At 67.5% G+C, this 20,789-nt stretch carries 22 protein-coding genes; 18 read left to right on the top strand and 4 right to left on the bottom strand.

Going from position 1 to position 20,789, the window contains the following annotated elements:
• Positions 1–157: 157 nt before the first annotated feature.
• The gene (rho, locus tag AC1ROC_RS05995) at positions 158–2,344 is read left to right on the top strand and encodes a transcription termination factor Rho (protein WP_492998723.1); all 2,187 of its coding nucleotides are present in this window, start codon (positions 158–160) and stop codon (positions 2,342–2,344) included.
• A gap of 93 nt (positions 2,345–2,437) precedes the next feature.
• A complete protein-coding gene (prfA, locus tag AC1ROC_RS05990) occupies positions 2,438–3,514 on the top strand; it encodes a peptide chain release factor 1 (RefSeq protein ID WP_085369389.1) in 1,077 nt (358 codons plus the stop codon).
• Positions 3,515–3,533: 19 nt separating this feature from the next.
• Here prfA and epsC read toward each other — a convergent pair whose 3' ends face one another.
• Both epsC and cysK read right to left on the bottom strand, forming a co-directional pair.
• The gene (epsC, locus tag AC1ROC_RS05985) at positions 3,534–4,106 is read right to left on the bottom strand and encodes a serine O-acetyltransferase EpsC (protein ID WP_085369388.1); all 573 of its coding nucleotides are present in this window, start codon (positions 4,104–4,106) and stop codon (positions 3,534–3,536) included.
• A 4-nt stretch (positions 4,107–4,110) separates the two neighbouring features.
• Positions 4,111–5,049, bottom strand: a complete 939-nt coding sequence (gene cysK / locus AC1ROC_RS05980; RefSeq protein ID WP_168689041.1) for a cysteine synthase A — start codon at positions 5,047–5,049, stop codon at positions 4,111–4,113.
• Positions 5,050–5,162: 113 nt separating this feature from the next.
• Between cysK and prmC the strand changes: the two genes are divergently transcribed.
• Positions 5,163–6,041: a peptide chain release factor N(5)-glutamine methyltransferase gene (gene prmC / locus AC1ROC_RS05975; protein ID WP_492998720.1), complete on the top strand. Its 879-nt coding sequence runs from the start codon at positions 5,163–5,165 to the stop codon at positions 6,039–6,041.
• 18 nt (positions 6,042–6,059) lie between these two features.
• Here the strand turns inward: prmC and AC1ROC_RS05970 are convergent, their stop codons facing one another.
• Entirely contained in the window at positions 6,060–7,004 is a 945-nt protein-coding gene (locus tag AC1ROC_RS05970; protein WP_492998718.1) for a TetR/AcrR family transcriptional regulator, read from the bottom strand.
• A 119-nt stretch (positions 7,005–7,123) separates the two neighbouring features.
• On the opposite strand from AC1ROC_RS05970, the gene AC1ROC_RS05965 reads away from it, so the two are divergent.
• Positions 7,124–8,047, top strand: a complete 924-nt coding sequence (locus tag AC1ROC_RS05965) for an ATP-binding cassette domain-containing protein (protein ID WP_085369384.1) — start codon at positions 7,124–7,126, stop codon at positions 8,045–8,047.
• On the top strand, positions 8,044–8,859 hold the full coding sequence (locus tag AC1ROC_RS05960) for an ABC transporter permease (RefSeq protein WP_492998716.1): 816 nt from the start codon (positions 8,044–8,046) through the stop codon (positions 8,857–8,859). Before AC1ROC_RS05965 ends, AC1ROC_RS05960 begins: the two co-directional genes overlap by 4 nt.
• Positions 8,860–8,899: 40 nt before the next feature.
• Here AC1ROC_RS05960 and AC1ROC_RS05955 read toward each other — a convergent pair whose 3' ends face one another.
• A complete protein-coding gene (locus tag AC1ROC_RS05955; RefSeq protein ID WP_085369382.1) occupies positions 8,900–9,535 on the bottom strand; it encodes an HAD family hydrolase in 636 nt (211 codons plus the stop codon).
• Between the two features lie 63 nt (positions 9,536–9,598).
• On the opposite strand from AC1ROC_RS05955, the gene AC1ROC_RS05950 reads away from it, so the two are divergent.
• The 13 genes from AC1ROC_RS05950 to AC1ROC_RS05890 all read left to right on the top strand — a co-directional run bounded on the left by AC1ROC_RS05950 (position 9,599) and on the right by AC1ROC_RS05890 (position 20,473).
• Positions 9,599–10,321 (top strand): L-threonylcarbamoyladenylate synthase, encoded by a 723-nt coding sequence (locus tag AC1ROC_RS05950; RefSeq protein ID WP_085369410.1) that lies wholly within the window; start codon positions 9,599–9,601, stop codon positions 10,319–10,321.
• Between the two features lie 3 nt (positions 10,322–10,324).
• Positions 10,325–11,581: an MraY family glycosyltransferase gene (locus AC1ROC_RS05945; RefSeq protein ID WP_085369381.1), complete on the top strand. Its 1,257-nt coding sequence runs from the start codon at positions 10,325–10,327 to the stop codon at positions 11,579–11,581.
• Positions 11,578–12,096 (top strand): Cg1360 family ATP-synthase-associated protein, encoded by a 519-nt coding sequence (locus tag AC1ROC_RS05940; protein WP_492998713.1) that lies wholly within the window; start codon positions 11,578–11,580, stop codon positions 12,094–12,096. Before AC1ROC_RS05945 ends, AC1ROC_RS05940 begins: the two co-directional genes overlap by 4 nt.
• A gap of 172 nt (positions 12,097–12,268) precedes the next feature.
• Positions 12,269–13,066, top strand: coding sequence for a F0F1 ATP synthase subunit A (gene atpB, locus AC1ROC_RS05935; protein WP_085369379.1), 798 nt, complete (start codon positions 12,269–12,271; stop codon positions 13,064–13,066).
• Between the two features lie 51 nt (positions 13,067–13,117).
• Positions 13,118–13,348: an ATP synthase F0 subunit C gene (gene atpE / locus AC1ROC_RS05930; RefSeq protein ID WP_085369378.1), complete on the top strand. Its 231-nt coding sequence runs from the start codon at positions 13,118–13,120 to the stop codon at positions 13,346–13,348.
• Between the two features lie 32 nt (positions 13,349–13,380).
• Positions 13,381–13,938: a F0F1 ATP synthase subunit B gene (locus AC1ROC_RS05925; RefSeq protein WP_085369377.1), complete on the top strand. Its 558-nt coding sequence runs from the start codon at positions 13,381–13,383 to the stop codon at positions 13,936–13,938.
• Positions 13,938–14,732, top strand: coding sequence for a F0F1 ATP synthase subunit delta (locus tag AC1ROC_RS05920; protein WP_085369376.1), 795 nt, complete (start codon positions 13,938–13,940; stop codon positions 14,730–14,732). The genes AC1ROC_RS05925 and AC1ROC_RS05920 overlap by 1 nt, the downstream gene beginning before the upstream one ends.
• A gap of 23 nt (positions 14,733–14,755) precedes the next feature.
• Positions 14,756–16,393: a F0F1 ATP synthase subunit alpha gene (gene atpA / locus AC1ROC_RS05915; RefSeq protein WP_085369375.1), complete on the top strand. Its 1,638-nt coding sequence runs from the start codon at positions 14,756–14,758 to the stop codon at positions 16,391–16,393.
• A gap of 45 nt (positions 16,394–16,438) precedes the next feature.
• Positions 16,439–17,338 carry a F0F1 ATP synthase subunit gamma gene (locus AC1ROC_RS05910; protein WP_085369374.1) on the top strand — a complete coding sequence of 300 codons (900 nt, stop codon included), beginning with the start codon at positions 16,439–16,441 and terminating at the stop codon, positions 17,336–17,338.
• 41 nt (positions 17,339–17,379) lie between these two features.
• Positions 17,380–18,843 (top strand): F0F1 ATP synthase subunit beta, encoded by a 1,464-nt coding sequence (gene atpD / locus AC1ROC_RS05905; RefSeq protein WP_085369373.1) that lies wholly within the window; start codon positions 17,380–17,382, stop codon positions 18,841–18,843.
• A 2-nt stretch (positions 18,844–18,845) separates the two neighbouring features.
• Positions 18,846–19,106 (top strand): F0F1 ATP synthase subunit epsilon, encoded by a 261-nt coding sequence (locus tag AC1ROC_RS05900; protein WP_055892062.1) that lies wholly within the window; start codon positions 18,846–18,848, stop codon positions 19,104–19,106.
• Position 19,107: 1 nt separating this feature from the next.
• Positions 19,108–19,665, top strand: coding sequence for a P-loop nucleotide/nucleoside kinase family protein (locus AC1ROC_RS05895; RefSeq protein WP_492998709.1), 558 nt, complete (start codon positions 19,108–19,110; stop codon positions 19,663–19,665).
• 1 nt (position 19,666) lies between these two features.
• A complete protein-coding gene (locus tag AC1ROC_RS05890) occupies positions 19,667–20,473 on the top strand; it encodes a YaaA family protein (protein WP_085369371.1) in 807 nt (268 codons plus the stop codon).
• The last annotated feature ends 316 nt before the right edge of the window (positions 20,474–20,789 follow it).

Here is a 20,789-nt window from a genome sequence, read left to right as displayed (position 1 = left end):
GCGAATCTGATCTTCGGGTGATTTCTAGCAATCATGCCGTCACTCCTACCTGTGCACCCGAGTACCTTTCGGTGACACCCCAGAACCGGTAGTTCATGTGACGAGTGCTCCAGAACGACGGCGAGAATCGCGCGTCGGGGGAAAGGAATCCTCTTCAGTGACTGATGTCGAACTCCACGCCGGGGGCGTGGACACCAGCGACCTGACCTCCCTCAAGGTGGCAGAGCTTCAGGCTCTCGCCGCCCAGTTGGGACTTCAGGGAGCAACCAAGCTTCGCAAGGGCGAACTCGTGACGGCCATCGCCGCCGCGCGTGCGGAGGCCGCGGGTTCCGCGACCCCCGCAGCCGAAGCACCCGCTGCCGCACCGGCAGCGGAGAACGCCCGTGCAGCATCCCAGGTCCTCATCGAGCCGCTCATCGCAGAGCCGGCATCGGAGGAGCCGCACGTCGGAGAGCCCGTGCTGCCGGACGCAGCCACCGCTCCCGCCGAGCAGGCGCCCCGCCGCCGCGGCTCGCGCCGCGTGTCGAGCGCAGACGGCACCGGGATCGCAGCAGCGACCCACGTGAACACCGGTGCGACCGGCGTCGACTCGCTCATCCCGGATGTGGATGCGCTGCTCGACTCCGCGCTCGCCAACCGCGAGTCCGCCGCCCAGCAGGCCGGCGCCGACGGCGACAAGCAGTCGGAGCAGGGCCAGGGTCAGGGCCGCAACCGCCGCCGCGGACGCGGGCGGGACGCCGACCAGAACGCCCAGCAGGACCAGGGCGAGAAGGCCGACAACGGCGCAGGATCGCAGGATGCGGGCGACGCGCAGGCTCAGGGCGACGCTCAGGGCAACGGCGACCAGCAGCCCCGTCAGGGCCGCAATCGCAACAGGAACCGCAACAAGAACGGCCAGGGCCAGAACGGCCAGCAGGGCGGAGACGCCCAGCAGGCCCAGAACCAGCAGGGCGGCCAGCAGGCCGACCGCGACAGGGACCGCGACGACCAGAAGCAGGGCGGCCAGAACGGCCAGCAGAACCGCAACGGTCAGCAGAACCGCAACGGCGGCCAGGACACCCAGGCCGACGGCGACCGCGCAGGCCGCAACCGCTACCGCGACCGCAAGCGCCGCGGAAGCACCGGAGCAGACGAGCTCGAGCCCGAGATCAGCGATGACGACGTGCTCATCCCCGTCGCGGGCATCCTGGATGTGCTCGACAACTACGCGTTCGTCCGCACCTCCGGCTACCTGCCGGGCGCCAGCGACGTCTACGTCTCCCTCGGCCAGGTCAAGAAGTACAACCTGCGCAAGGGCGACGCCGTCGTCGGAGCCATCCGCCAGCCGCGCGAGGGCGAGAACAACACCCGCCAGAAGTACAACGCCATCGTCAAGGTCGACTCGATCAACGGCCAGACCATCGACGAGGCGGCAGGCCGCGTCGAGTTCGGCAAGCTGACCCCGCTCTACCCCCAGGAGCGCCTGCGCCTCGAGACGGAGCCCGGCAAGCTGACGCAGCGCATCATCGACCTGGTCGCCCCGATCGGCAAGGGCCAGCGCGGCCTCATCGTCGCGCCGCCGAAGGCCGGCAAGACGATCGTCATGCAGCAGATCGCCAACGCCATCACCACGAACAACCCTGAGGTGCACCTCATGGTCGTCCTGGTCGACGAGCGTCCGGAAGAGGTCACCGACATGCAGCGCACGGTGAAGGGTGAGGTCATCGCCTCAACCTTCGACCGTCCGGCAGAAGACCACACCACGGTCGCCGAGCTCGCCATCGAGCGTGCGAAGCGTCTGGTGGAGCTCGGCCACGACGTCGTCGTGCTGCTCGACTCGATCACCCGCCTGGGCCGCGCGTACAACCTGGCTGCCCCCGCATCCGGTCGCATCCTCTCCGGTGGTGTCGACGCCTCTGCGCTGTACCCGCCGAAGCGCTTCTTCGGAGCCGCCCGCAACATCGAGCACGGCGGATCGCTCACGATCCTCGCCTCTGCGCTCGTCGAGACCGGTTCCAAGATGGACGAGGTCATCTTCGAGGAGTTCAAGGGCACCGGCAACATGGAGCTCCGCCTGTCCCGCCAGCTGGCGGACAAGCGCATCTTCCCCGCTGTCGACGTCAATGCATCCGGCACCCGCCGCGAAGAGATGCTGATGGGCGCGGACGAGGTCAAGATCACTTGGAAGCTGCGTCGTGCCCTCGCCGGCCTCGACCAGCAGCAGGCGCTCGAGATCGTGCTCGGCCGTCTCAAGGAGACCTCGAGCAACGTCGAGTTCCTGATGCAGGTCCAGAAGTCGATGCCCGCGCCGGCCAACGGCCACGGCACCGCGCACTCGCACGGCCACGAGAACGACCACCGCTAGCTGAGAAGTGCCCGCCGACCCCGCAGAACCGCGGAGTCGACGGGCACTTTTCCGTTCCCGGACACGCTCGTACCCACTCAGAAAGAAGACGCAATGTTCGAATCGGTGAACAGCCTGATCGCCGAGCACGACGACCTGCAGGAGCAGCTCGCCGACCCGGAGCTGCACAGCGATCCCGTGCGCTCCAAGAAGGTCAACCGGCGCTATGCGGAACTCAGCCGCATCGTCGCCGCGTACCACCAGTGGAAGCAGCTGGAGGACGACCTCGCGGCGGCGAAGGAGCTGGCAGCGGAGGACGAGGCGTTCGCCGAGGAGGTGCCCGGGCTCGAAGCGAGCCTGGAGGAGTCCGGCGAGAAGCTGCGCAGGCTGCTGATCCCGCGCGACCCCAACGACAGCCGCGACGTCATCATGGAGATCAAGATGGGCGAGGGCGGGGCGGAGTCCGCGCTGTTCGCCGCCGACCTGCTCCGGATGTACCTGCACTACGCGGAGTCGAAGAAGTGGAAGACCGAGATCCTGGAGCAGACCTCCAGCGACCTCGGCGGCATCAAAGACGTCCAGCTCGCGATCAAGGGCTCGTCCAGCGACCCGGCGGAGGGCGTCTGGGCACACCTGAAGTACGAGGGCGGGGTGCACCGCGTTCAGCGGGTGCCGGCGACCGAGTCGCAGGGACGCATCCACACGTCCGCGGCGGGCGTGCTCGTCTTCCCCGAGGTGGATGAGCCGGAGGAGGTCGAGATCAACCAGAACGACCTGAAGATCGACGTCTACCGGTCGAGCGGCCCCGGCGGCCAGTCGGTCAACACGACGGACTCCGCCGTGCGCATCACGCACCTCCCGACCGGCATCGTCGTGGCGATGCAGAACGAGAAGAGCCAGCTGCAGAACCGCGAGGCCGGGATGCGCGTGCTGCGCGCCCGCGTGCTCGCGCGCCAGCAGGAGGAACTGGATGCGGAGGCCGCCGCCGTGCGCAAGAGCCAGATCCGCACGATGGACCGTTCAGAGCGCATCCGCACGTACAACTTCCCGGAGAACCGGATCGCCGACCACCGCACCGGCTACAAGGCGTACAACCTCGACGCCGTCATGAACGGTGCCCTGGAGCCGGTCATCGACTCCTGCATCCAGGCCGACGAGGAGTCCCGCCTGGCCGACCTCGCCACCGACTGACCTTCTCCCGACCCGGCTGTCAGATGTAGATGGCCGGGTCGAGGAAGTCGTCGCCGGGGATCTGCTCGTGGCCGGTGCGCGGGCGAGCGCGGGCCGGGACGCCGGTGAGGACGGACCCCGACGGGGAGTCGTGGATGACGACGGCGTTCGCGCCGATCACGGTGTGCGACCCGATCGAGATCGCGCCGAGCACCTTCGCCCCTGCGCCGACGATCACACCGTCGCCGATCGTCGGGTGCCGCTTGCCGTGACCGCTGCCCTTCCCGCCCAGGGTGACGCCGTGGTACAGCATCACGTCGTCGCCGACGAAGGTGGTCTCGCCGATCACCACGCCCATCCCGTGGTCGATGAAGAAGCGCCGTCCGATCGTGGCGCCCGGGTGGATCTCGATGCCGGTCAGGAACCGGGTGAACTGCGACAGGAACCGCGCAGGCATCTTCAGCCCTGACCGCCACAGCCGGTGGGCGAGGCGGTAGGACCAGATCGCGTGCAGGCCGGAGTACGCCGTGAAGACCTCGAAACCGCTGCGCGCTGCAGGATCGTGTCTGCGCGCGTTCGCGATGTCCTCACGGATGCGGGAGATGAACGCCAATGGATCAGTCCAGCAGGTCGGCCCAGAGCGGGGTCGAGATGTAGCGCTCACCGGTGTCGCACACGACGGCGACGATGGTCTTGCCCGCGTTCTCCGGCCGCTTCGCGAGCTGCAGGGCAGCCCAGACGATCGCTCCGGACGAGATCCCGGCGAGGATGCCCTCCTCGCTGGCGAGCTTCTTCGCGATGTCGAGAGCGTCGTCGAACGACACGTCGACGACCTCGTCGTAGATCGTGGTGTCCAGGATCTCCGGCACGAAGTTCGCGCCGATGCCCTGGATCTTGTGCGGCCCTGGCTTGCCGCCGTTCAGGATGGGGGAGTCGATCGGCTCAACGGCGACCACCTGCACGCCGGGCTTCCGCTCCTTCAGCACCTGGCCGACACCGGTGATGGTGCCTCCGGTGCCGACGCCGGCGACGAAGATGTCGACACCGCCGTCGGTGTCCTCCCAGATCTCCTCCGCGGTCGTCGCGCGGTGGATGGCCGGGTTGGCCTCGTTCGCGAACTGCTGCGCCCAGATGGCGTTCTCGGTGTTCGCGACGATCTCCTTGGCCTTCTCGACCGCTCCGCGCATCCCGTCCGGTCCGGGCGTGAGCACGATTTCCGCGCCGAACGCGCGCAGCAGCACGCGGCGTTCCTTGCTCATCGTCTCCGGCATGGTCAGGATCACCTTGTATCCGCGGGCGGCGCCGACCATCGCGAGCGCGATGCCGGTGTTGCCGCTCGTGCCCTCGACGACGGTGCCGCCCGGACGCAGCGCTCCCGCCTTCTCCGCCGCGTCGATGATCGCGACGCCGATGCGGTCTTTGACACTGCCGGCCGGGTTGTAGAACTCCAGCTTGCCGAGCACCGTCGCGCCGACGCCTTCGGCGATGCGATTGAGCTTGACGAGCGGGGTCCTTCCGACCGCCTCGGTGATGTTCTCGTAGACGTGACCAGTCATGGCTCTTCCTCGTTGACGCGGGTGGACGGTGTGAAAGCCTTACAACTCTATTCCCGTCGCGGCGGGTAACCGTCTGTGTGACTCCTGGGGGCGTGCCGTAGGCTCGACGGGCGATGTCATCCGAAGCCAGCTCCCCTCCGTCCGTCCGCTCCGTCAGAGACGAGGTCGCAGCGCTCCTCGCGCGCGCGGGCGTCCCCGACCCGGAGGTCGACGCCGACCTGCTCGTCGGCCATGTGCTCGGCGAGGGGCGCGGGCGCGTGCAGGCGCTCATCCACCTGGATGCGACGGTCCAGGATGCGGACGTGTCGCGCATCAGAGAACTCGCAGAACGCCGCGCCACCCGCGAGCCTTTGCAGCACATCACCGGCACCGCCCCGTTCCGCTCGCTGGAGCTGGCCGTCGGGCCCGGCGTGTTCGTGCCGCGGCCGGAGACCGAGCAGGTGGTGCAGTTCGCGATCGACGCGCTGCGCTCCGTGCCGAGCGCAGAGCCGATCGGCGTCGACCTCGGCACGGGGAGCGGGGCGATCGCGCTGGCGATGGCGACGGAGGTGCCGCACGCGCGCATCCACGCCGTCGAGAACTCGCCGGAGGCGTTCATCTGGGCCAGACGCAACGTGGAGGAGTCCGGCGTCACGAACGCCAGGGTCGTGTTCGTGGACCTGGCCGACGCGCTGCCCGAGCTCGACGGCACGGTCGACGTCGTCATCTCCAACCCGCCGTACATCCCAGCCGAGGCGATCCCGCGCGACCCGGAGGTGCGGCTCTACGACCCGCCGGCCGCGCTCTACGGCGGCCAGGACGGCCTCGACGTCGTCCGGACGATCTCGCGCGTGGCTAGACGGCTGCTGCACGAGGGGGGAACGCTCGTCCTGGAGCACGGCGAGCTGCAGGGGGCCGAGATCCGGGAGCTGCTCACCGCGGACGGGTGGCGTGCCGCCGCGACGCACCGCGATCTGACGACGCGCGACCGCACGACGACCGCGATCCGCTAGCCCTTCTGCCGCGCGCGGCTAGCCGTTCTGCCGCGCGCGGCGCTCCTCCTCCTTCGCCAGCCGCTCGCGCACCTTCGCGATCACCTCGCGCTCCCGCTTCCGCGCCTCCCGCAGCTGCGACTCCGCCTCCCTGCGGGCCTTCGCCGCCTCGCGGATCGCCTTGTCGTTCGGCACGGGCTCCGGCCGGGGCTCGTAGGCCGTGACCGGCTCGCCGCTGCGCCGGGACGACACGTAGTGCTCGATGCCGTCCAGGATGCGTTCCAGCCCGAACGCGAAGTCGTCCTGGTCGTCGTCGCCCTCTGCGTCCGAGTACGTGCCGGAGAGCACAAGCGGCGACAGGTATGGGAAGCGCTCCGGGGTGACGAGCTCGGCCAGCGCCGCGGTGAACGCCTCGCCGCGCTGCGGAGGGCCGTCCAGCTGACGTGAGCGGGTCACATCCCGTTCGACGACCGCGGTCGCGCGCGCATACGAGCTGAGCAGCAGGGCCGTCGACATCTTCTCCGGCTCGGTGAGCGGCAGGTCCTTCATCACCCGCAGTCCCCAGTCGAGCACCGCGAGGTTGTTCGGCATCAGCGGCATTCCCGCGATCGGGATGTCGGGGAACCAGGGGTGCGCCTGGACCACCTGGATGCTCGCCATCGCCCAGAGCCGCAGCCCGCTGCGCCAGTCCGTGTCCTCCTCTTCGGAGGGGATCGGCACGGCGCAGACCGCGTCCTGCATCAGGGCGAGCACGTCGTCCTTGCTGGTGACGTAGCGGTAGAGGGACATCGTGGTGAAGCCGAGCGCCGTCGCGATCTTGCTCATCGAGACCGCCGCGAGGCCCTCGTCGTCGGCGAGCTGGATCGCCGCGTCGACGATCCGCTCGATGCTGAGCTCGCGTTTCGGCCCGCGCTGCGGGCGCTCTGCGACTCCCCAGCTGAGCGCTACGGCTCGGGGGAGTGCTTCTTCGACGGCATCGGCCATGTCGCGCCCTTTCGGTTGTTGACACCCATCCTAGAACTGTGTATACCTTAAACAAAACAGCGTGCACCATAAACAGTTTGCGTCGTACTCAGAAGAGTGGATGCAGAAAGGAACCGATCATGACAGCTCAAGCGATCCAGATCGCCGGCCTCCGGAAGTCCTTCGGCGACCAGCGTGTGCTGGACGGCATCGACCTCAGCGTCGCGGCGGGAAGCGTGTTCGCGCTGCTCGGGCCGAACGGCGCAGGCAAGACGACGCTGATCAACATCCTGTCCACCCTGGTGGCGCCGGATGCAGGCCAGGCCACCGTCTGCGGCCACGACGTCGTGCACGACAGGGAGGGCGTCAAGCGCTCGATCAGCCTCACCGGCCAGTCCGCCGCCGTCGACGACGTGCTCACCGGCGAGGAGAACCTGCGCATGATGGCGAGGCTCTCCGGATACACCGCAGCAGGAGCGCGGACGCGGACGGCGGAGCTCATCGAGCGCTTCGACCTCGGCGACGCGGCCCGCAAGCGCGTCAAGGCGTACTCCGGCGGGATGCGCAGGCGTCTCGACCTCGCCATCAGCCTGGTCGCGACCCCGCCGGTCATCTTCCTCGACGAGCCGACCACCGGACTCGACACCCGCAGCAGGCAGACGCTGTGGGCGATGATCCTCGACCTCGCGGCGCAGGGCATCACCATCCTCCTCACCACGCAGTACCTGGAGGAGGCCGACCAGCTCGCCGACCGCATCGCCGTGATCGACCACGGCGTCGTCGTCGCGGAGGGCACGGCCGCCGAGCTCAAGGCGCGCGTCGGGGGAGAGGTCGTCGAGCTGAGGGACGCCGACGACGAGATCGTCCGCGAGCTCCCCACCGACGGCACCGTCCACGGACTCCGCGCCGCCATCGATCAGCTGGATGCGCACCTCCTGCCCGGCGGCAGCGTCAGCATCCGCAAGCCCAGCATGGACGACGTGTTCCTCGCGCTCACGTCGAGCCCCGCGTCACCCGCATCCACCGCATCCCGTGCAGCAGAAGAAATGGAGGTCACCCGATGACCGTCGCACTGGACACCCGCCAGACCACACCCCCCGCCGCCGTCGACCGTACCGTCTCCCGCCTCACGAGCACCGTCGTGTTCGTCGGCCGCAGCCTCCGCCACACCGTGCGCAACGTCGAAGCGCTCACGATGGCGATCCTGCTCCCGATCATGCTCATGCTGCTCTTCACCTACGTGTTCGGCGGCGCGATCGACGGAGGAGGGGACTACGTGAACTACGTCGTCCCCGGCATCATCCTGCTCTGCGCGGGCTTCGGCTCGTCGAGCACCGCGGTCGACGTGGCCGACGACATGACGAACGGCATCGTCGACCGGTTCCGCACCATGCCGCTGCACGCCAACGGGGTCATCACCGGCCACGTGGTGGCGAGCCTCGTGCGCAACCTGCTGGCCACCGGCGTCGTGATCGGCGTGGCCCTCGCGGTCGGTTTCCGGCCGACGGCGAACGCGGCGCAGTGGCTCGGCGCCATCGCGGTGATCGCCCTGTTCATCCTCGCGATCACCTGGCTGTACGCCGCGATCGGGCTGGCCGCGAAGAACCCGACGGCCGCGAACGGCTACGGCTTCGCCCTGCTGTTCCTGCCGTACCTGTCGAGCGCGTTCGTGCCGACGGACACGATGCCGGCCTGGCTGCAGTGGATCGCCGAGAACCAGCCGATCACGCCCATCATCGAGACCATCCGCAGCCTCCTCTTCGGCACGGACGCCGGCACCCGCCCGCTCTGGGCGATCGGCTGGTGCCTCGCGATCATCGTCGGCGCCTACCTCTGGGCGGCCATCCAGTTCCGCCGCAAGGCCGGCCGCCGCTGACCGGCGATCCCGTCCCCGCCCAGATGGCTGCGCTCGACGGCTATGGGCGGGGACGGGTGGAGAAGGTGTGGATGGCGGCGCGGAGGCCGTCGGTGTCGAAGGTGCCGTCGGCCAGCTTGGTGAAGTGGAAGGCGTGCATCCCGGCCTCGCGGGCGCCCTCGACGTTGGCGAGGGAGTCGTCGAACAGGATCGCGTCTGCAGGGTCGACGCCGAACCGGCCGAGCGCCCTGGTGAAGATTCGCCGCTCCGGCTTGCGGGCGCCGAGCACCGCGGAGACGAGGTCGTTGCCCTGCAGCACGTCGACGATCTCGGGCGTCAGCACCGGCAGCGAGTCCTTGAACGGGATCGGGTTGTTGGACAGCAGCGAGACCGTGCCGAGCGTCGCCGCCTCGTGCAGGGCGTCGATCGAGCCCTGGATCGGTGTCATGGCCGCCTTCCTGGCCTGCTGCCACTGCTCCAGCGTGAGGCGGGCGCCCGTCACGTCGGCGAACGCATCCAGGTATTCGGCGCTCGTGGAGTATTCGCCGATCTCCGCCGCGCGCTCGAACCCTCCCGCCCACCAGCTGGAGGCCAGGCGGTACTGGCTCACACCGCCGAGCTGCGCCAGCGCGGGCAGGCGCTTGTGGAAGTCGTAGTCGTAGAGGGTCTTGTCGCAATCGAAGAAGTAGACATCCATCAGGACAAGTATCGACCTTCCAGCAGGGAACGCCCTGATCGCTCATCTATCATGGTGGGCGACATGTCTCCCATCTACGACTGCTCCGTCGACTCCGAACTCCTCACCGGCATGCGGCTCGCACGCGCCGCCATCGGGCGGGGCGAACTCGTCGTGATACCGACGGACACGGTCTACGGGGTCGCGGCGGACGCCTTCAACCCCGCCGCCGTGCAGCGTCTCCTGGATGCGAAGGGTCGCGGTCGTCAGTCGCCTCCCCCCGTGCTCATCCCCGGCATCCCGACCCTCGCCGCCCTGGCTGAAGAGGTCCCGCAGGCCGTGACCGACCTCGTGCAGGAGTTCTGGCCGGGCGGGCTGACCGTCGTGCTTCCTGCGCAGCCGTCTCTGGTCTGGGACCTGGGGGAGACCCGCGGAACGGTCGCCCTGCGCATGCCGAGCGACACCATCGCCCTCGAACTCCTCTCCGAGACCGGCCCGCTCGCGGTCTCCTCCGCCAACCTCACCGGCCGCCCCGCCGCCCGCACCGCCGCGGAAGCAGAGGCCATGCTCACCGACTCCGTCTCCGTGTATCTCGACGGGGGAGAGGCGGGTGCCGGGTACGACCGCGTCGACGGCAAGGACAGCTCGTCCACCATCGTCGACGCGACCGCGCTGGCCGCAGGAACGGGAAAGCTCCGCATCCTGCGTCACGGCGTGATCTCGGCGGAGCAGATCCGTGCCGTCGTCGGCGACCAGCTCGCGGACGACAGCGTGGTGGAGCCCACCGATTCCTCCCCGGGCGCCTGAGCCGTGACCCTCCTCCTCGCCCTCGCCCTGATCTCGGCCGTCATCACCTTCGGGATGTCGCTCGTCGTCTACAAGCTGAGCCTCAAGTACCGGCTGTACCCGAAGATCCGGGAACGGGATGTGCACACCAGGCCGACTCCGCGGCTCGGCGGCATCGCGATGTTCCTCGGCATCCTGGTCGCGTTCGGCGTCGCCTGGCTGCTGTCCAGCCAGTTCGGCGTGCTGACGCTGATCTTCTCCGACTCCGGGCCGATCATCGCCATCCTGGGCGCCTCGCTGCTGATCGTGGTCATCGGCGTCGCCGACGACATCTGGGACCTCGACTGGATGACCAAGCTGGCCGGGCAGTTCGTGGCGGCGGGGCTCGTGGCCTGGCTGGGCGTGCAGATCTACTCCCTGCCGATCGGCGGCCTGACCGTCGGCTCGCCGGTGATGAGCATCATCATCACGCTGTTCGCGATCGTGCTCGTGATGAACGCCATCAACTTCATCGACGGCCTGGATGGTCTCGTGGCGGGCGTGGCGCTCATCGCCAACGGCTCGTTCCTCGTCTACACCTATCTGCTGCAGCGCGAGATCAGCCCGCAGAACTACTTCAGCCTCGCCGGCGTCATCGCGGCCATCCTGGTCGGAGCGTGCGCCGGGTTCCTGCCGCTCAACTGGCATCCGGCCAAGATGTTCATGGGAGACGCAGGAGCGCTCCTGATCGGGCTGCTCATGGCCACCTCGGCCATCTCGGTCACCGGCACGATCAACCCAGAGGCGCTGCAGACGCTCGGCAAGTCTTCGCTCGTCCCCGCGTTCGTGCCGATCATCGTCCCGTTCGCCGTGCTGATCGTGCCGCTCCTCGACTTCGGGCTCGCCGTCATCCGGCGGCTTCGGGCGGGGAAGTCGCCGTTCAGCGCCGACCGCAAGCACCTGCACCACCGGCTCCTCGACATGGGGCACACCCACCTGCACGCCGTGCTGATCTTCTACGGCTGGACCGCCGTGCTGTCGATCGGCTGCCTGCTGTTCTTCTTCGACCCGTACTGGATGGCGATCGTGTTCATCGCCGTCGGCCTGGTGGTGTGCGCGGCGTTCACGCTCGCCCCACTGAGCCGCAGGAAGGCCAACGAGGCCGCGGCGGAGCTCGCCCCGGCCGGAACGGACGAGGCGGACGCGACCGCCCGCTACGACCAGCTGGACGCCGCGAGCGAGCACGCCCCCACCACCGCGCCCACCCCGGCGACCACCCCCCTCAGCAAGGAGACACAATGACCGACCACGACGGCGGAACCCCCGCCGACGGCCGGCCCGACGAACCCGCCGCACCGCAGCAGGCGGCGCCCGCCCAGCCATCGTCGACCCCCATCCTCAAGGACGTGCTGAAGTACGGCCTCGTCCTCGCGCTGGTCATCGCCGTCGTCGGCGCGATCCTCGGCGGCGTCTTCGCTGGATGGATCGGCGTGACCAGCGCCCTCATCGGCACGCTGATGGCCGTGGTGTTCCTCAGCATCACCGCTCTGAGCATCCTGATCGCCAACAAATTCGTCGGCACCGATCTGTTCGTCGGCCTGTTCTTCGGCATCGTGCTCGGCGGCTGGCTGCTGAAATTCGTGCTGTTCCTCGTGCTCGCCTTCGTGCTCAGGGACCAGCCGTGGATCAACCCGATCGTGCTCTTCCTGAGCCTGATCGCAGGGGTCATCGGGTCGCTCGTGGTCGACATGATCGTCGTCTTCCGGTCCCGCGTGCCATACGCCAGCGACGTCACGCTGCCCGGTGAGAAGCGCTGACCCGTGTCCGATTCGTTACCCTGCGAAAACTCTTGTAGAGTTGTGGTGATTCCCCACCCGCATAGCGCCTCAGGCTTCAATCGGCGCATGATCCCGGGTGTCCAAATGTTCGTCGCTGCGAGAGCTTTGGCTCGACGCCCCGAAACAGGAGATAGCGCTGTTAGCTAACGCTGTGAACCTGCTGGTCCAGACCGCAAGCTCCGATGATGGTAGCTTCCACGGTCCGTCGATCGATGAGTTCTTCCCGCCCGCAATCTTTTCCATCGGTGGCTTCGAGGTCAACCGGATCATGGTCATCCGCTTCATCGCGGTCCTGGCCATCGTCCTGATCTTCTGGCTCGGCACCCGTCGCATGAAGGTCGTCCCCGGACGCTTCCAGTCGATCGTGGAGATGGGGCTCGACTTCGTTCGGGTCAACATCGCAGAGGACCTCCTCGGCAAGAAGGACGGTCGTCGCTTCCTGCCGATCCTCACCACGATCTTCTTCATGGTGCTGTTCATGAACCTGACGGGCATCATCCCCGGCCTGAACATCGCAGGCACCTCGGTGATCGGTGTCCCGCTGGTGCTCGCCATCGTCGCGTACATCTCGTTCATCTACGCGGGCATCAAGGCGAGCCCGGGCAACTTCTTCAAGAACTCGCTGTTCCCGCCCGGTGTGCCGAAGGCGCTCTACATCATCGTGACGCCGATCGAGTTCATCTCGACCTTCATCCTGCGCCCGATCACGCTGACGCTCCGACTTCTGATGAACATGGTCGTCGGCCACCTGCTGCTGGTGCTGTTCTTCAGCGCGACGGCGTTCTTCCTCTTCACCGCCGGAAGCTGGTGGTCGCTCTTCGGAATCGGCACCTTCGCGTTCGGCTTCGCATTCACCCTGTTCGAAATCCTGGTCGCAGTCCTCCAGGCCTACGTCTTCGCGCTGCTCACGGCTGTCTACATTCAGCTCGCAGTCGCCGAGGAACACTAATAACGTTCCGCGCACTCGCACGGAACGCCATCACGGAAGGAAACACATAACGTGGACATCGCTGCTATCTCCGGCAACATTGCCACCGTTGGATACGGTCTCGCGGCCATCGGCCCGGCCATCGGCGTCGGCATCGTCGTCGGCAAGACCATCGAGGGCGTCGCTCGCCAGCCCGAGCTCGCCGGCCGTCTCCAGGTTCTGATGTACATCGGTATCGCGTTCACCGAGGCGCTCGCGTTCATCGGTATCGCTACGTACTTCATCTTCACCACCGGCCAGTAGTCCTCTTTATCACTCTTCAGTAAGGAGGAACGATGCTCTACGGTTTGGTTCACGCCGCCGCGGAGGCCGAGCAGCGCAATCCGCTCATCCCCGAGTGGTATGACGTCGTCGGTTCATTCATCTGCTTCGTCATCATCCTGTTCTTCTTCTGGAAGCTCGTGCTTCCGCGGATGAAGAAGCTCCTGGATGAGCGCGCAGAGGCGATCGAAGGCAACATCGCGAAGGCCGACGAGGCTCAGCACAAGGCGGAGGCGCTCCTCGAGGAGTACACCGCCCAGCTCGCCGACGCCCGCGCAGAAGCGGCCAAGATCCGTGAGCAGGCTCGCACCGACGGACAGAAGATCGTCGCAGAGGCGAAGGACAACGCGACGGTCGAGGCCGCCCGCGTCACCTCCAACGCCCAGGCGCAGATCGAGGCAGAGCGCCAGTCCGCCGTCGTCGCTCTCCGCAGCGAAGTCGGCTCGCTCGCCATCGACCTGGCATCGGGTGTCATCGGTGAGGCTCTCAACGACGACAAGAAGTCGCAGGCGATCGTCGACCGCTTCCTGGCCGACCTCGACGCCAGCGAAAAGGCAGGGTCGAACAAGTAATGGGAAGCGCCTCCAGAGAAGCACTGGCCAGGTCCGTGTCGGCTCTCGCCGCTCAGGGCTCCAAGGCCGATCTGGCGACGGCCGAAGACCTGTTCGCCGCAGGACGGGTCGTCGCAGACTCCGCCCAGCTCCGAGCGGTCGTCAGCGATCCCTCGGCCGACTCGGCGGGCAAGACCGCGCTCGTGCAGCGCGTCTTCGGCTCGCTCTCGGCGCCGGCCGTCGAGCTGCTGGGTGTCGTCGCGTCCGAGCGCTGGTCGAGCCAGGACGACGTCCTGGCCGCGATCGAAGAGCTCGGTGTCCGGTCGATCGCCCAGTCGGCGCCGAAAGACGTCGACATCGCCGCAGAGCTGTTCGCCTTCGGAGGCGCCGTGACCTCCAACGCGCAGCTCGAACTCGCACTGCGCAGCAAGCTCGCAGACCCGGCATCCAAGAGCGCGCTCGTCGAGCGGCTGCTCGACGGAAAGGCCTCCGTGCAGACGGTCGCCATCGTGCGCCAGCTGGTGCTGCAGCCCCGCGGCCGCAGCATCCGCGAGGGTCTGCGCGAAGCAGCCCGCGTCGTCGCGGCCCAGTCGGGACTCACCGTCGCGACGGTGTTCACCGCGAAGCCGCTCCCTGCCGCGCAGGCCGAGCGCCTGCAGGCGGGACTCGCAGCGAAGTACGGACAGAAACTCAAGATCAACCAGGTCGTCGACCCCACCGTCCTCGGTGGACTGCGTGTGCAGATCGGCGACGACGTGATCGACGGCAGCATCGCCTCGCGCATCACCGATTTACGACTTCAGCTGGCGGGCTGACCGCCCCAAGATAGGGAACAACGATGGCAGAACTAACGATCAGCCCCGACGAGATCCGGGACGCGCTCAAGGACTTCGTCACCAAGTACGAGCCCACCAAGGCAGCGACCACCGAGGTCGGACACGTCATCGACGCGTCCGACGGCATCGCGCACGTCGAGGGTCTCCCCGGCGTGATGGCGAACGAGCTCATCCGCTTCTCCGACGGCACCCTGGGCCTCGCCCAGAACCTCGACGAGAACGAGATCGGCGTCGTCGTCCTCGGCGAGTTCGACGGCATCGTCGAAGGCATGGAGGTGACCCGCACCGGCGAGGTCCTCTCCGTCCCCGTCGGCGACGGCTACCTCGGTCGCGTCGTCGACCCGCTGGGCAAGCCGATCGACGGCCTTGGCGACATCGCCTCCGAAGGTCGCCGCGCACTCGAACTGCAGGCGCCCGGCGTCATGCAGCGCAAGAGCGTGCACGAGCCCCTCCAGACCGGCATCAAGGCCATCGACGCGATGATCCCGGTCGGCCGCGGCCAGCGCCAGCTCATCATCGGCGACCGCCAGACCGGCAAGACGGCCATCGCGATCGACACGATCATCAACCAGAAGGCCAACTGGGACTCGGGCGACGTCAACAAGCAGGTTCGCTGCATCTACGTCGCCATCGGCCAGAAGGGCTCGACCATCGCCTCGGTGAAGGGCGCGCTCGAGGATGCAGGCGCGATGGAGTACACCACCATCGTCGCGGCTCCCGCCTCCGACCCCGCCGGCTTCAAGTACCTCGCTCCGTACACCGGCTCGGCCATCGGCCAGCACTGGATGTACGGCGGCAAGCACGTCCTGATCATCTTCGACGACCTGTCGAAGCAGGCAGAGGCCTACCGCGCCGTGTCGCTCCTCCTCCGTCGTCCGCCGGGACGCGAGGCATACCCGGGTGACGTGTTCTACCTGCACTCCCGTCTGCTGGAGCGTTGCGCCAAGCTGTCCGACGAGCTGGGCGCCGGCTCGATGACCGGTCTCCCGATCATCGAGACCAAGGCGAACGACGTCTCCGCGTACATCCCGACCAACGTGATCTCGATCACCGACGGCCAGATCTTCCTGCAGTCCGACCTCTTCAACGCCAACCAGCGTCCGGCGGTCGATGTGGGTATCTCGGTCTCGCGCGTCGGTGGCGACGCGCAGGTCAAGTCGATCAAGAAGGTGTCGGGCACGCTCAAGCTCGAGCTGGCCCAGTACCGCTCGCTCGAAGCCTTCGCGATGTTCGCGTCCGACCTGGATGCGGCCAGCCGTCGTCAGCTCGCCCGTGGCGCACGCCTCACCGAGCTCCTCAAGCAGCCGCAGTACTCGCCGTTCCCCGTCGAGGAGCAGGTCGTCTCGATCTGGGCCGGCACCAACGGCAAGCTCGACGAGGTCGCTGTCGAAGACATCCTGCGCTTCGAGGCAGAGCTGCTCGACCACCTCCGCCGCAACACGGACGTCCTGAACGTGCTGCGCGAGACCAACCAGCTGTCCGACGAGACCGTCGCGACGCTCGAGGCAGAGGTCGACAAGTTCAAGCTCGAGTTCCAGACCGGAGAGGGCAAGCCGCTCGCCTCCGTCGGGCGCGAAGAGTTCGAAGCGATCGCCGAAGAGGATGTCAACCAGGAGCGCATCGTCAAGGCGAAGCGCTGAGCCGCGGCATCGCCCGGCGACAGCAGATAGTTACGTAGGAGAGACATGGGAGCGCAACTTCGGGTCTACCGGCAGAAGATCAAGTCTGCCCAGACGACCAAGAAGATCACTCGGGCCATGGAGCTGATCTCCGCCTCACGCATCCAGAAGGCGCAGGCGAGGGTCGCCGCTTCAACGCCGTACGCCCGCGCCATCACGCGCGCGGTGTCGGCGGTGGCGACGTACTCGAACGTCGAGCACGTGCTCACGACGGAGCCGGAGAAGATCGAGCGCGCAGCGATCGTCATCTTCTCCTCCGACCGTGGACTCGCAGGCGCGTTCAACTCGAACGTGCTGAAGGAGTCCGAGCAGCTCGCAGAGCTGCTCCGGAGCCAGGGCAAGGATGTCGTCTACTTCCTGATCGGACGCAAGGCGAGCGGATACTTCAGCTTCCGCCGCCGCGCGTTCGAGCGGGTGTGGACGGGCGGCACGGACGCTCCGGAGTTCGAGCAGGCCAAGGAGATCAGCGACGCGATCCTCGAGTCCTTCCTCCGCGACTCCGCGGACGGCGGGGTCGACGAGATCCACATCATCTACAACCGCTTCGTGAGCATGCTCACGCAGGAGCCGGAGGTCGTCCGACTGCTTCCGCTCGAGGTCGTGGAAGGTGTGGAGGAGCCTGGCGACAAGCAGATCCTCCCGCTCTACGAGTTCGAGCCGGATGTCGGCACCGTTCTCGACTCGCTCCTCCCGGTGTACATCGAGAGCCGCATCTTCAACGCCATGTTGCAGTCGGCTGCGTCGAAGCACGCTGCGACGCAGAAGGCGATGAAGTCCGCGAGCGACAACGCGGACAAGCTCATCACCGACTACACCCGCCTGGCCAACAACGCGCGCCAGTCCGAGATCACCCAGCAGATTTCCGAGATCGTCGGCGGTGCGGACGCACTGAGCTCCGCCAAGTAACTCGGACGACACACGTTTAGCAAACGAGAAGAGAAGACACCATGACTACCGCAACCGCCGAAGCTCAGGCTTCGACCGCGCAGCCGGCCGGCGTCGGGCGCATCGCCCGCGTCACCGGCCCTGTCGTCGACATCGAGTTCCCCCACGACTCGATCCCTGGCATCTACAACGCGCTCAAGACCACGATCACGATCGGCGAGGAGTCGACCGAGATCACCCTCGAGGTCGCACAGCACCTCGGAGACGACCTGGTCCGCGCCATCGCGCTCAAGCCGACCGACGGCCTGGTCCGTGGCGGAGAGGTCCGCGACACCGGAGCACCGATCTCGGTGCCCGTCGGTGACGTGACCAAGGGCAAGGTGTTCAACGTCACGGGCGACGTTCTCAACGCAGAGCCCGGCGAGACCATCGAGATCACCGAGCGCTGGCCCATCCACCGCCAGCCGCCGGCGTTCGACCAGCTGGAGTCGAAGACGCAGCTCTTCGAGACCGGTATCAAGGTCATCGACCTCCTCACCCCGTACGTGCAGGGTGGAAAGATCGGCCTCTTTGGTGGTGCGGGCGTCGGCAAGACCGTCCTCATCCAGGAGATGATCCAGCGCGTCGCGCAGGACCACGGTGGTGTGTCGGTGTTCGCCGGTGTCGGCGAGCGCACCCGTGAGGGCAACGACCTCATCCACGAGATGGAGGAGGCGGGCGTCTTCGACAAGACCGCCCTCGTCTTCGGCCAGATGGACGAGCCGCCGGGAACGCGTCTGCGCGTCGCCCTGTCCGCCCTGACCATGGCGGAGTACTTCCGCGATGTGCAGAAGCAGGACGTGCTGCTCTTCATCGACAACATCTTCCGCTTCACGCAGGCCGGTTCCGAGGTCTCCACGCTGCTCGGCCGCATGCCGTCCGCGGTGGGCTACCAGCCGAACCTCGCCGACGAGATGGGCCTCCTCCAGGAGCGCATCACCTCGACCCGCGGTCACTCGATCACCTCGCTGCAGGCGATCTACGTTCCCGCCGACGACTACACCGACCCGGCTCCGGCGACCACGTTCGCCCACCTCGACGCCACCACCGAGCTTTCGCGTGAGATCGCGTCGAAGGGTCTGTACCCGGCCGTCGACCCGCTGACCTCGACGTCGCGCATCCTCGACCCCCGTTACTTGGGCGAGGACCACTACCGCGTCGCCACCACGGTCAAGCAGATCCTCCAGAAGAACAAGGAACTGCAGGAGATCATCGCCATCCTCGGTGTCGACGAGCTCTCCGAGGAAGACAAGATCACGGTGTCGCGTGCGCGCCGCATCCAGCAGTTCCTCTCGCAGAACACCTACATGGCGAAGAAGTTCACCGGTGTCGAGGGTTCGACGGTTCCGCTCAAGGACACCATCGAGTCGTTCGACGCCATCGCCAAGGGCGAGTTCGACCACGTCGCGGAGCAGGCGTTCTTCAACGTCGGCCCGATCAGCGACGTGGAAGAGAAGTGGGCTCAGATCCAGAAGGAGAACGGCTAACAATGGCTGTCCTCAACGTCAGCGTCGTCGCCGCCGACCACGAAGTGTGGTCGGGCGAGGCGAGCATGGTCGTCGCGAAGACGGTCGAGGGTGAGATCGGTATCCTCCCCGGCCACGAACCGCTGCTGGCCATCCTCGCCTCCGGCGAGGTGCGCGTGACCCTGAACGGCGGGGAGTCGATCAAGGCCCAGGCCGACGACGGCTTCCTGTCCGTGGAGAACAACACGGTCACGGTGGTGGCACGCCAGGCGGAGCTCGTCTGACATGGCCGAGCAGCCCGTCAGCGTCGAGCGTCAGTTCGGCGACGTGCGCGTCCCCATCCTGATCGCGATGGCGGGCCTGCCCAGCTCAGGCAAGTCGACGCTCGCCGAGATCATCGGCGCCAGGCTCGGCGCCACGACGGTGTCCGTGGACCCGATCGAGGCGTCGATCCTGCGCGCCGGCATCGACTCCGACCAGCCGACGGGCCTCGCGGCCTACCTGGTCGCCGAGACGATGGCGGAGCAGGTGCTGCAGTCCGGTCACTCGGTGATCGTGGATGCCGTCAACGCCGTCGAGCCGGCTCGGCTGCAGTGGCGCGACCTCGCTGAGCGTTCCGGCGTGAAGCTGCGCGTGATCGAGGTGGTCTGCTCCGACGACGAGCTGCACCAGTCGCGGCTGGCGAAGCGCACCGGTCTCACGGCCGCGTACGCGGTGGAGCAAAGCGTCGACGAGTACGACGAGTGGAGGGGCGCCTGCGCCACCCTCCCGCGCGTCACGATCGACACCGCAGCACCGCTCGGCCAGAACGTCGAGATCGCTCTCGACTTCCTGGTGGCCTAGTTTGCTCATCCTCCTCCCGCCCTCCGAGACCAAGCGCGACGGGGGAGCGGGAGCTCCGCTCGACCTCGATGGCCTCCGCTTCGGCGAACTGAAGCCGGTGCGCAGGAACGTGCTCGCCGCGGTGGCCGCGCTGTCCAGGAACCGCGAGCACAGCATCCGCGCCCTGAAGCTCGGACCCAAGCAGGCGGCGGAGGTCGACCGCAACCGCGCGATCCGTTCGTCGCCCACGATGCCGGCGCTGAGCCGGTACACCGGAGTGCTCTACGACGCTCTGGATGCGCAGACCCTCACCGACGACCAGTGGGCGTTCGCCGGTTCGACCGTCGTGGTGCAGTCGGCTCTGCTCGGCCCGGTGGCCGCCACCGACCTCATCCCGGCCTACCGGCTGTCGTTCGACTCCCGGTTGTCGCTCGAGAAGGGCGTCGCGACGCTCAAGAAGCGGTGGGCGCCGGCTGCGAGCGCGGTGTTCCACGCGCATCCCGGGCTCATCGTGGACCTGCGGTCGGAGGGCTATGCGGCGCTAGGGCCGCTCCCTGGGCGGCCGGATGCGCACTATGTGCGCGTGCTCGCCCGCGACGGCGACGGCCACGTGCGCGCGCTCAACCACTTCAACAAGCAGGCGAAAGGCCTGTTCACGCGCGCACTCATCGAGGCGGGGACGGACTTCGCTACCACGGACGAGCTGCTCGCCTGGGCGGCCGCCGAGGGCTACGAGCTGCGCGCGGCCGGGGACGGATCGGCGGAGCTGGAGCTGATCGTGCCCGAGGTGGCGGGGGAGCCCGGCGCGTTGATGGCTGTGCTGCGCTGAGGCGGTCCCGGCGCACATCCGGAGCTGGATGGATGTCGAGATTGTGCGTGAATCAGTGGTGGACTTCCAAAAACTGAGATATGCTCAACCCTAGGTGAAGCGTCTCGGATAGCTTCGCATCGGGCAATGCGAGCAATGAGGAGGAGCCAGCCAGCCAGCCGGGGTCAGTGGGTGCGTTCGAAGTCGAACGGCCACCTCACCTCGTCTATCAGTCGGGCCGACGTAACGGAAACCCGGCGTGATCCCCTCACGCCGATCTCCTGGCCGGATGCGCGATGACACAACAGATTCCGCCTGCGGTCGGGCACGTGCGGAC

This window comes from Leifsonia sp. GW821-FHT13C05 (assembly GCF_058806515.1).
This window is presented reverse-complemented; position numbering and strand designations above follow the sequence as displayed.

Excerpts from the sequence above, each read along its gene's own strand:
- prmC (WP_492998720.1), top strand. The coding sequence starts at position 5,163 with ATGTCATCCGAAGCCAGCTCCCCTCCGTCCGTCCGCTCCGTCAGAGAC.
- AC1ROC_RS05940 (WP_492998713.1), top strand. The coding sequence starts at position 11,578 with ATGACCGACCACGACGGCGGAACCCCCGCCGACGGCCGGCCCGACGAA.
- atpD (WP_085369373.1), top strand. The coding sequence starts at position 17,380 with ATGACTACCGCAACCGCCGAAGCTCAGGCTTCGACCGCGCAGCCGGCC.
- AC1ROC_RS05900 (WP_055892062.1), top strand. The coding sequence starts at position 18,846 with ATGGCTGTCCTCAACGTCAGCGTCGTCGCCGCCGACCACGAAGTGTGG.
- atpA (WP_085369375.1), top strand. The coding sequence starts at position 14,756 with ATGGCAGAACTAACGATCAGCCCCGACGAGATCCGGGACGCGCTCAAG.
- cysK (WP_168689041.1), bottom strand. The coding sequence starts at position 5,049 with ATGACTGGTCACGTCTACGAGAACATCACCGAGGCGGTCGGAAGGACC.
- AC1ROC_RS05910 (WP_085369374.1), top strand. The coding sequence starts at position 16,439 with ATGGGAGCGCAACTTCGGGTCTACCGGCAGAAGATCAAGTCTGCCCAG.
- AC1ROC_RS05950 (WP_085369410.1), top strand. The coding sequence starts at position 9,599 with ATGTCTCCCATCTACGACTGCTCCGTCGACTCCGAACTCCTCACCGGC.
- AC1ROC_RS05970 (WP_492998718.1), bottom strand. The coding sequence starts at position 7,004 with ATGGCCGATGCCGTCGAAGAAGCACTCCCCCGAGCCGTAGCGCTCAGC.
- AC1ROC_RS05920 (WP_085369376.1), top strand. The coding sequence starts at position 13,938 with ATGGGAAGCGCCTCCAGAGAAGCACTGGCCAGGTCCGTGTCGGCTCTC.
- AC1ROC_RS05955 (WP_085369382.1), bottom strand. The coding sequence starts at position 9,535 with ATGGATGTCTACTTCTTCGATTGCGACAAGACCCTCTACGACTACGAC.
- AC1ROC_RS05960 (WP_492998716.1), top strand. The coding sequence starts at position 8,044 with ATGACCGTCGCACTGGACACCCGCCAGACCACACCCCCCGCCGCCGTC.
- AC1ROC_RS05895 (WP_492998709.1), top strand. The coding sequence starts at position 19,108 with ATGGCCGAGCAGCCCGTCAGCGTCGAGCGTCAGTTCGGCGACGTGCGC.
- prfA (WP_085369389.1), top strand. The coding sequence starts at position 2,438 with ATGTTCGAATCGGTGAACAGCCTGATCGCCGAGCACGACGACCTGCAG.
- AC1ROC_RS05965 (WP_085369384.1), top strand. The coding sequence starts at position 7,124 with ATGACAGCTCAAGCGATCCAGATCGCCGGCCTCCGGAAGTCCTTCGGC.
- AC1ROC_RS05925 (WP_085369377.1), top strand. The coding sequence starts at position 13,381 with ATGCTCTACGGTTTGGTTCACGCCGCCGCGGAGGCCGAGCAGCGCAAT.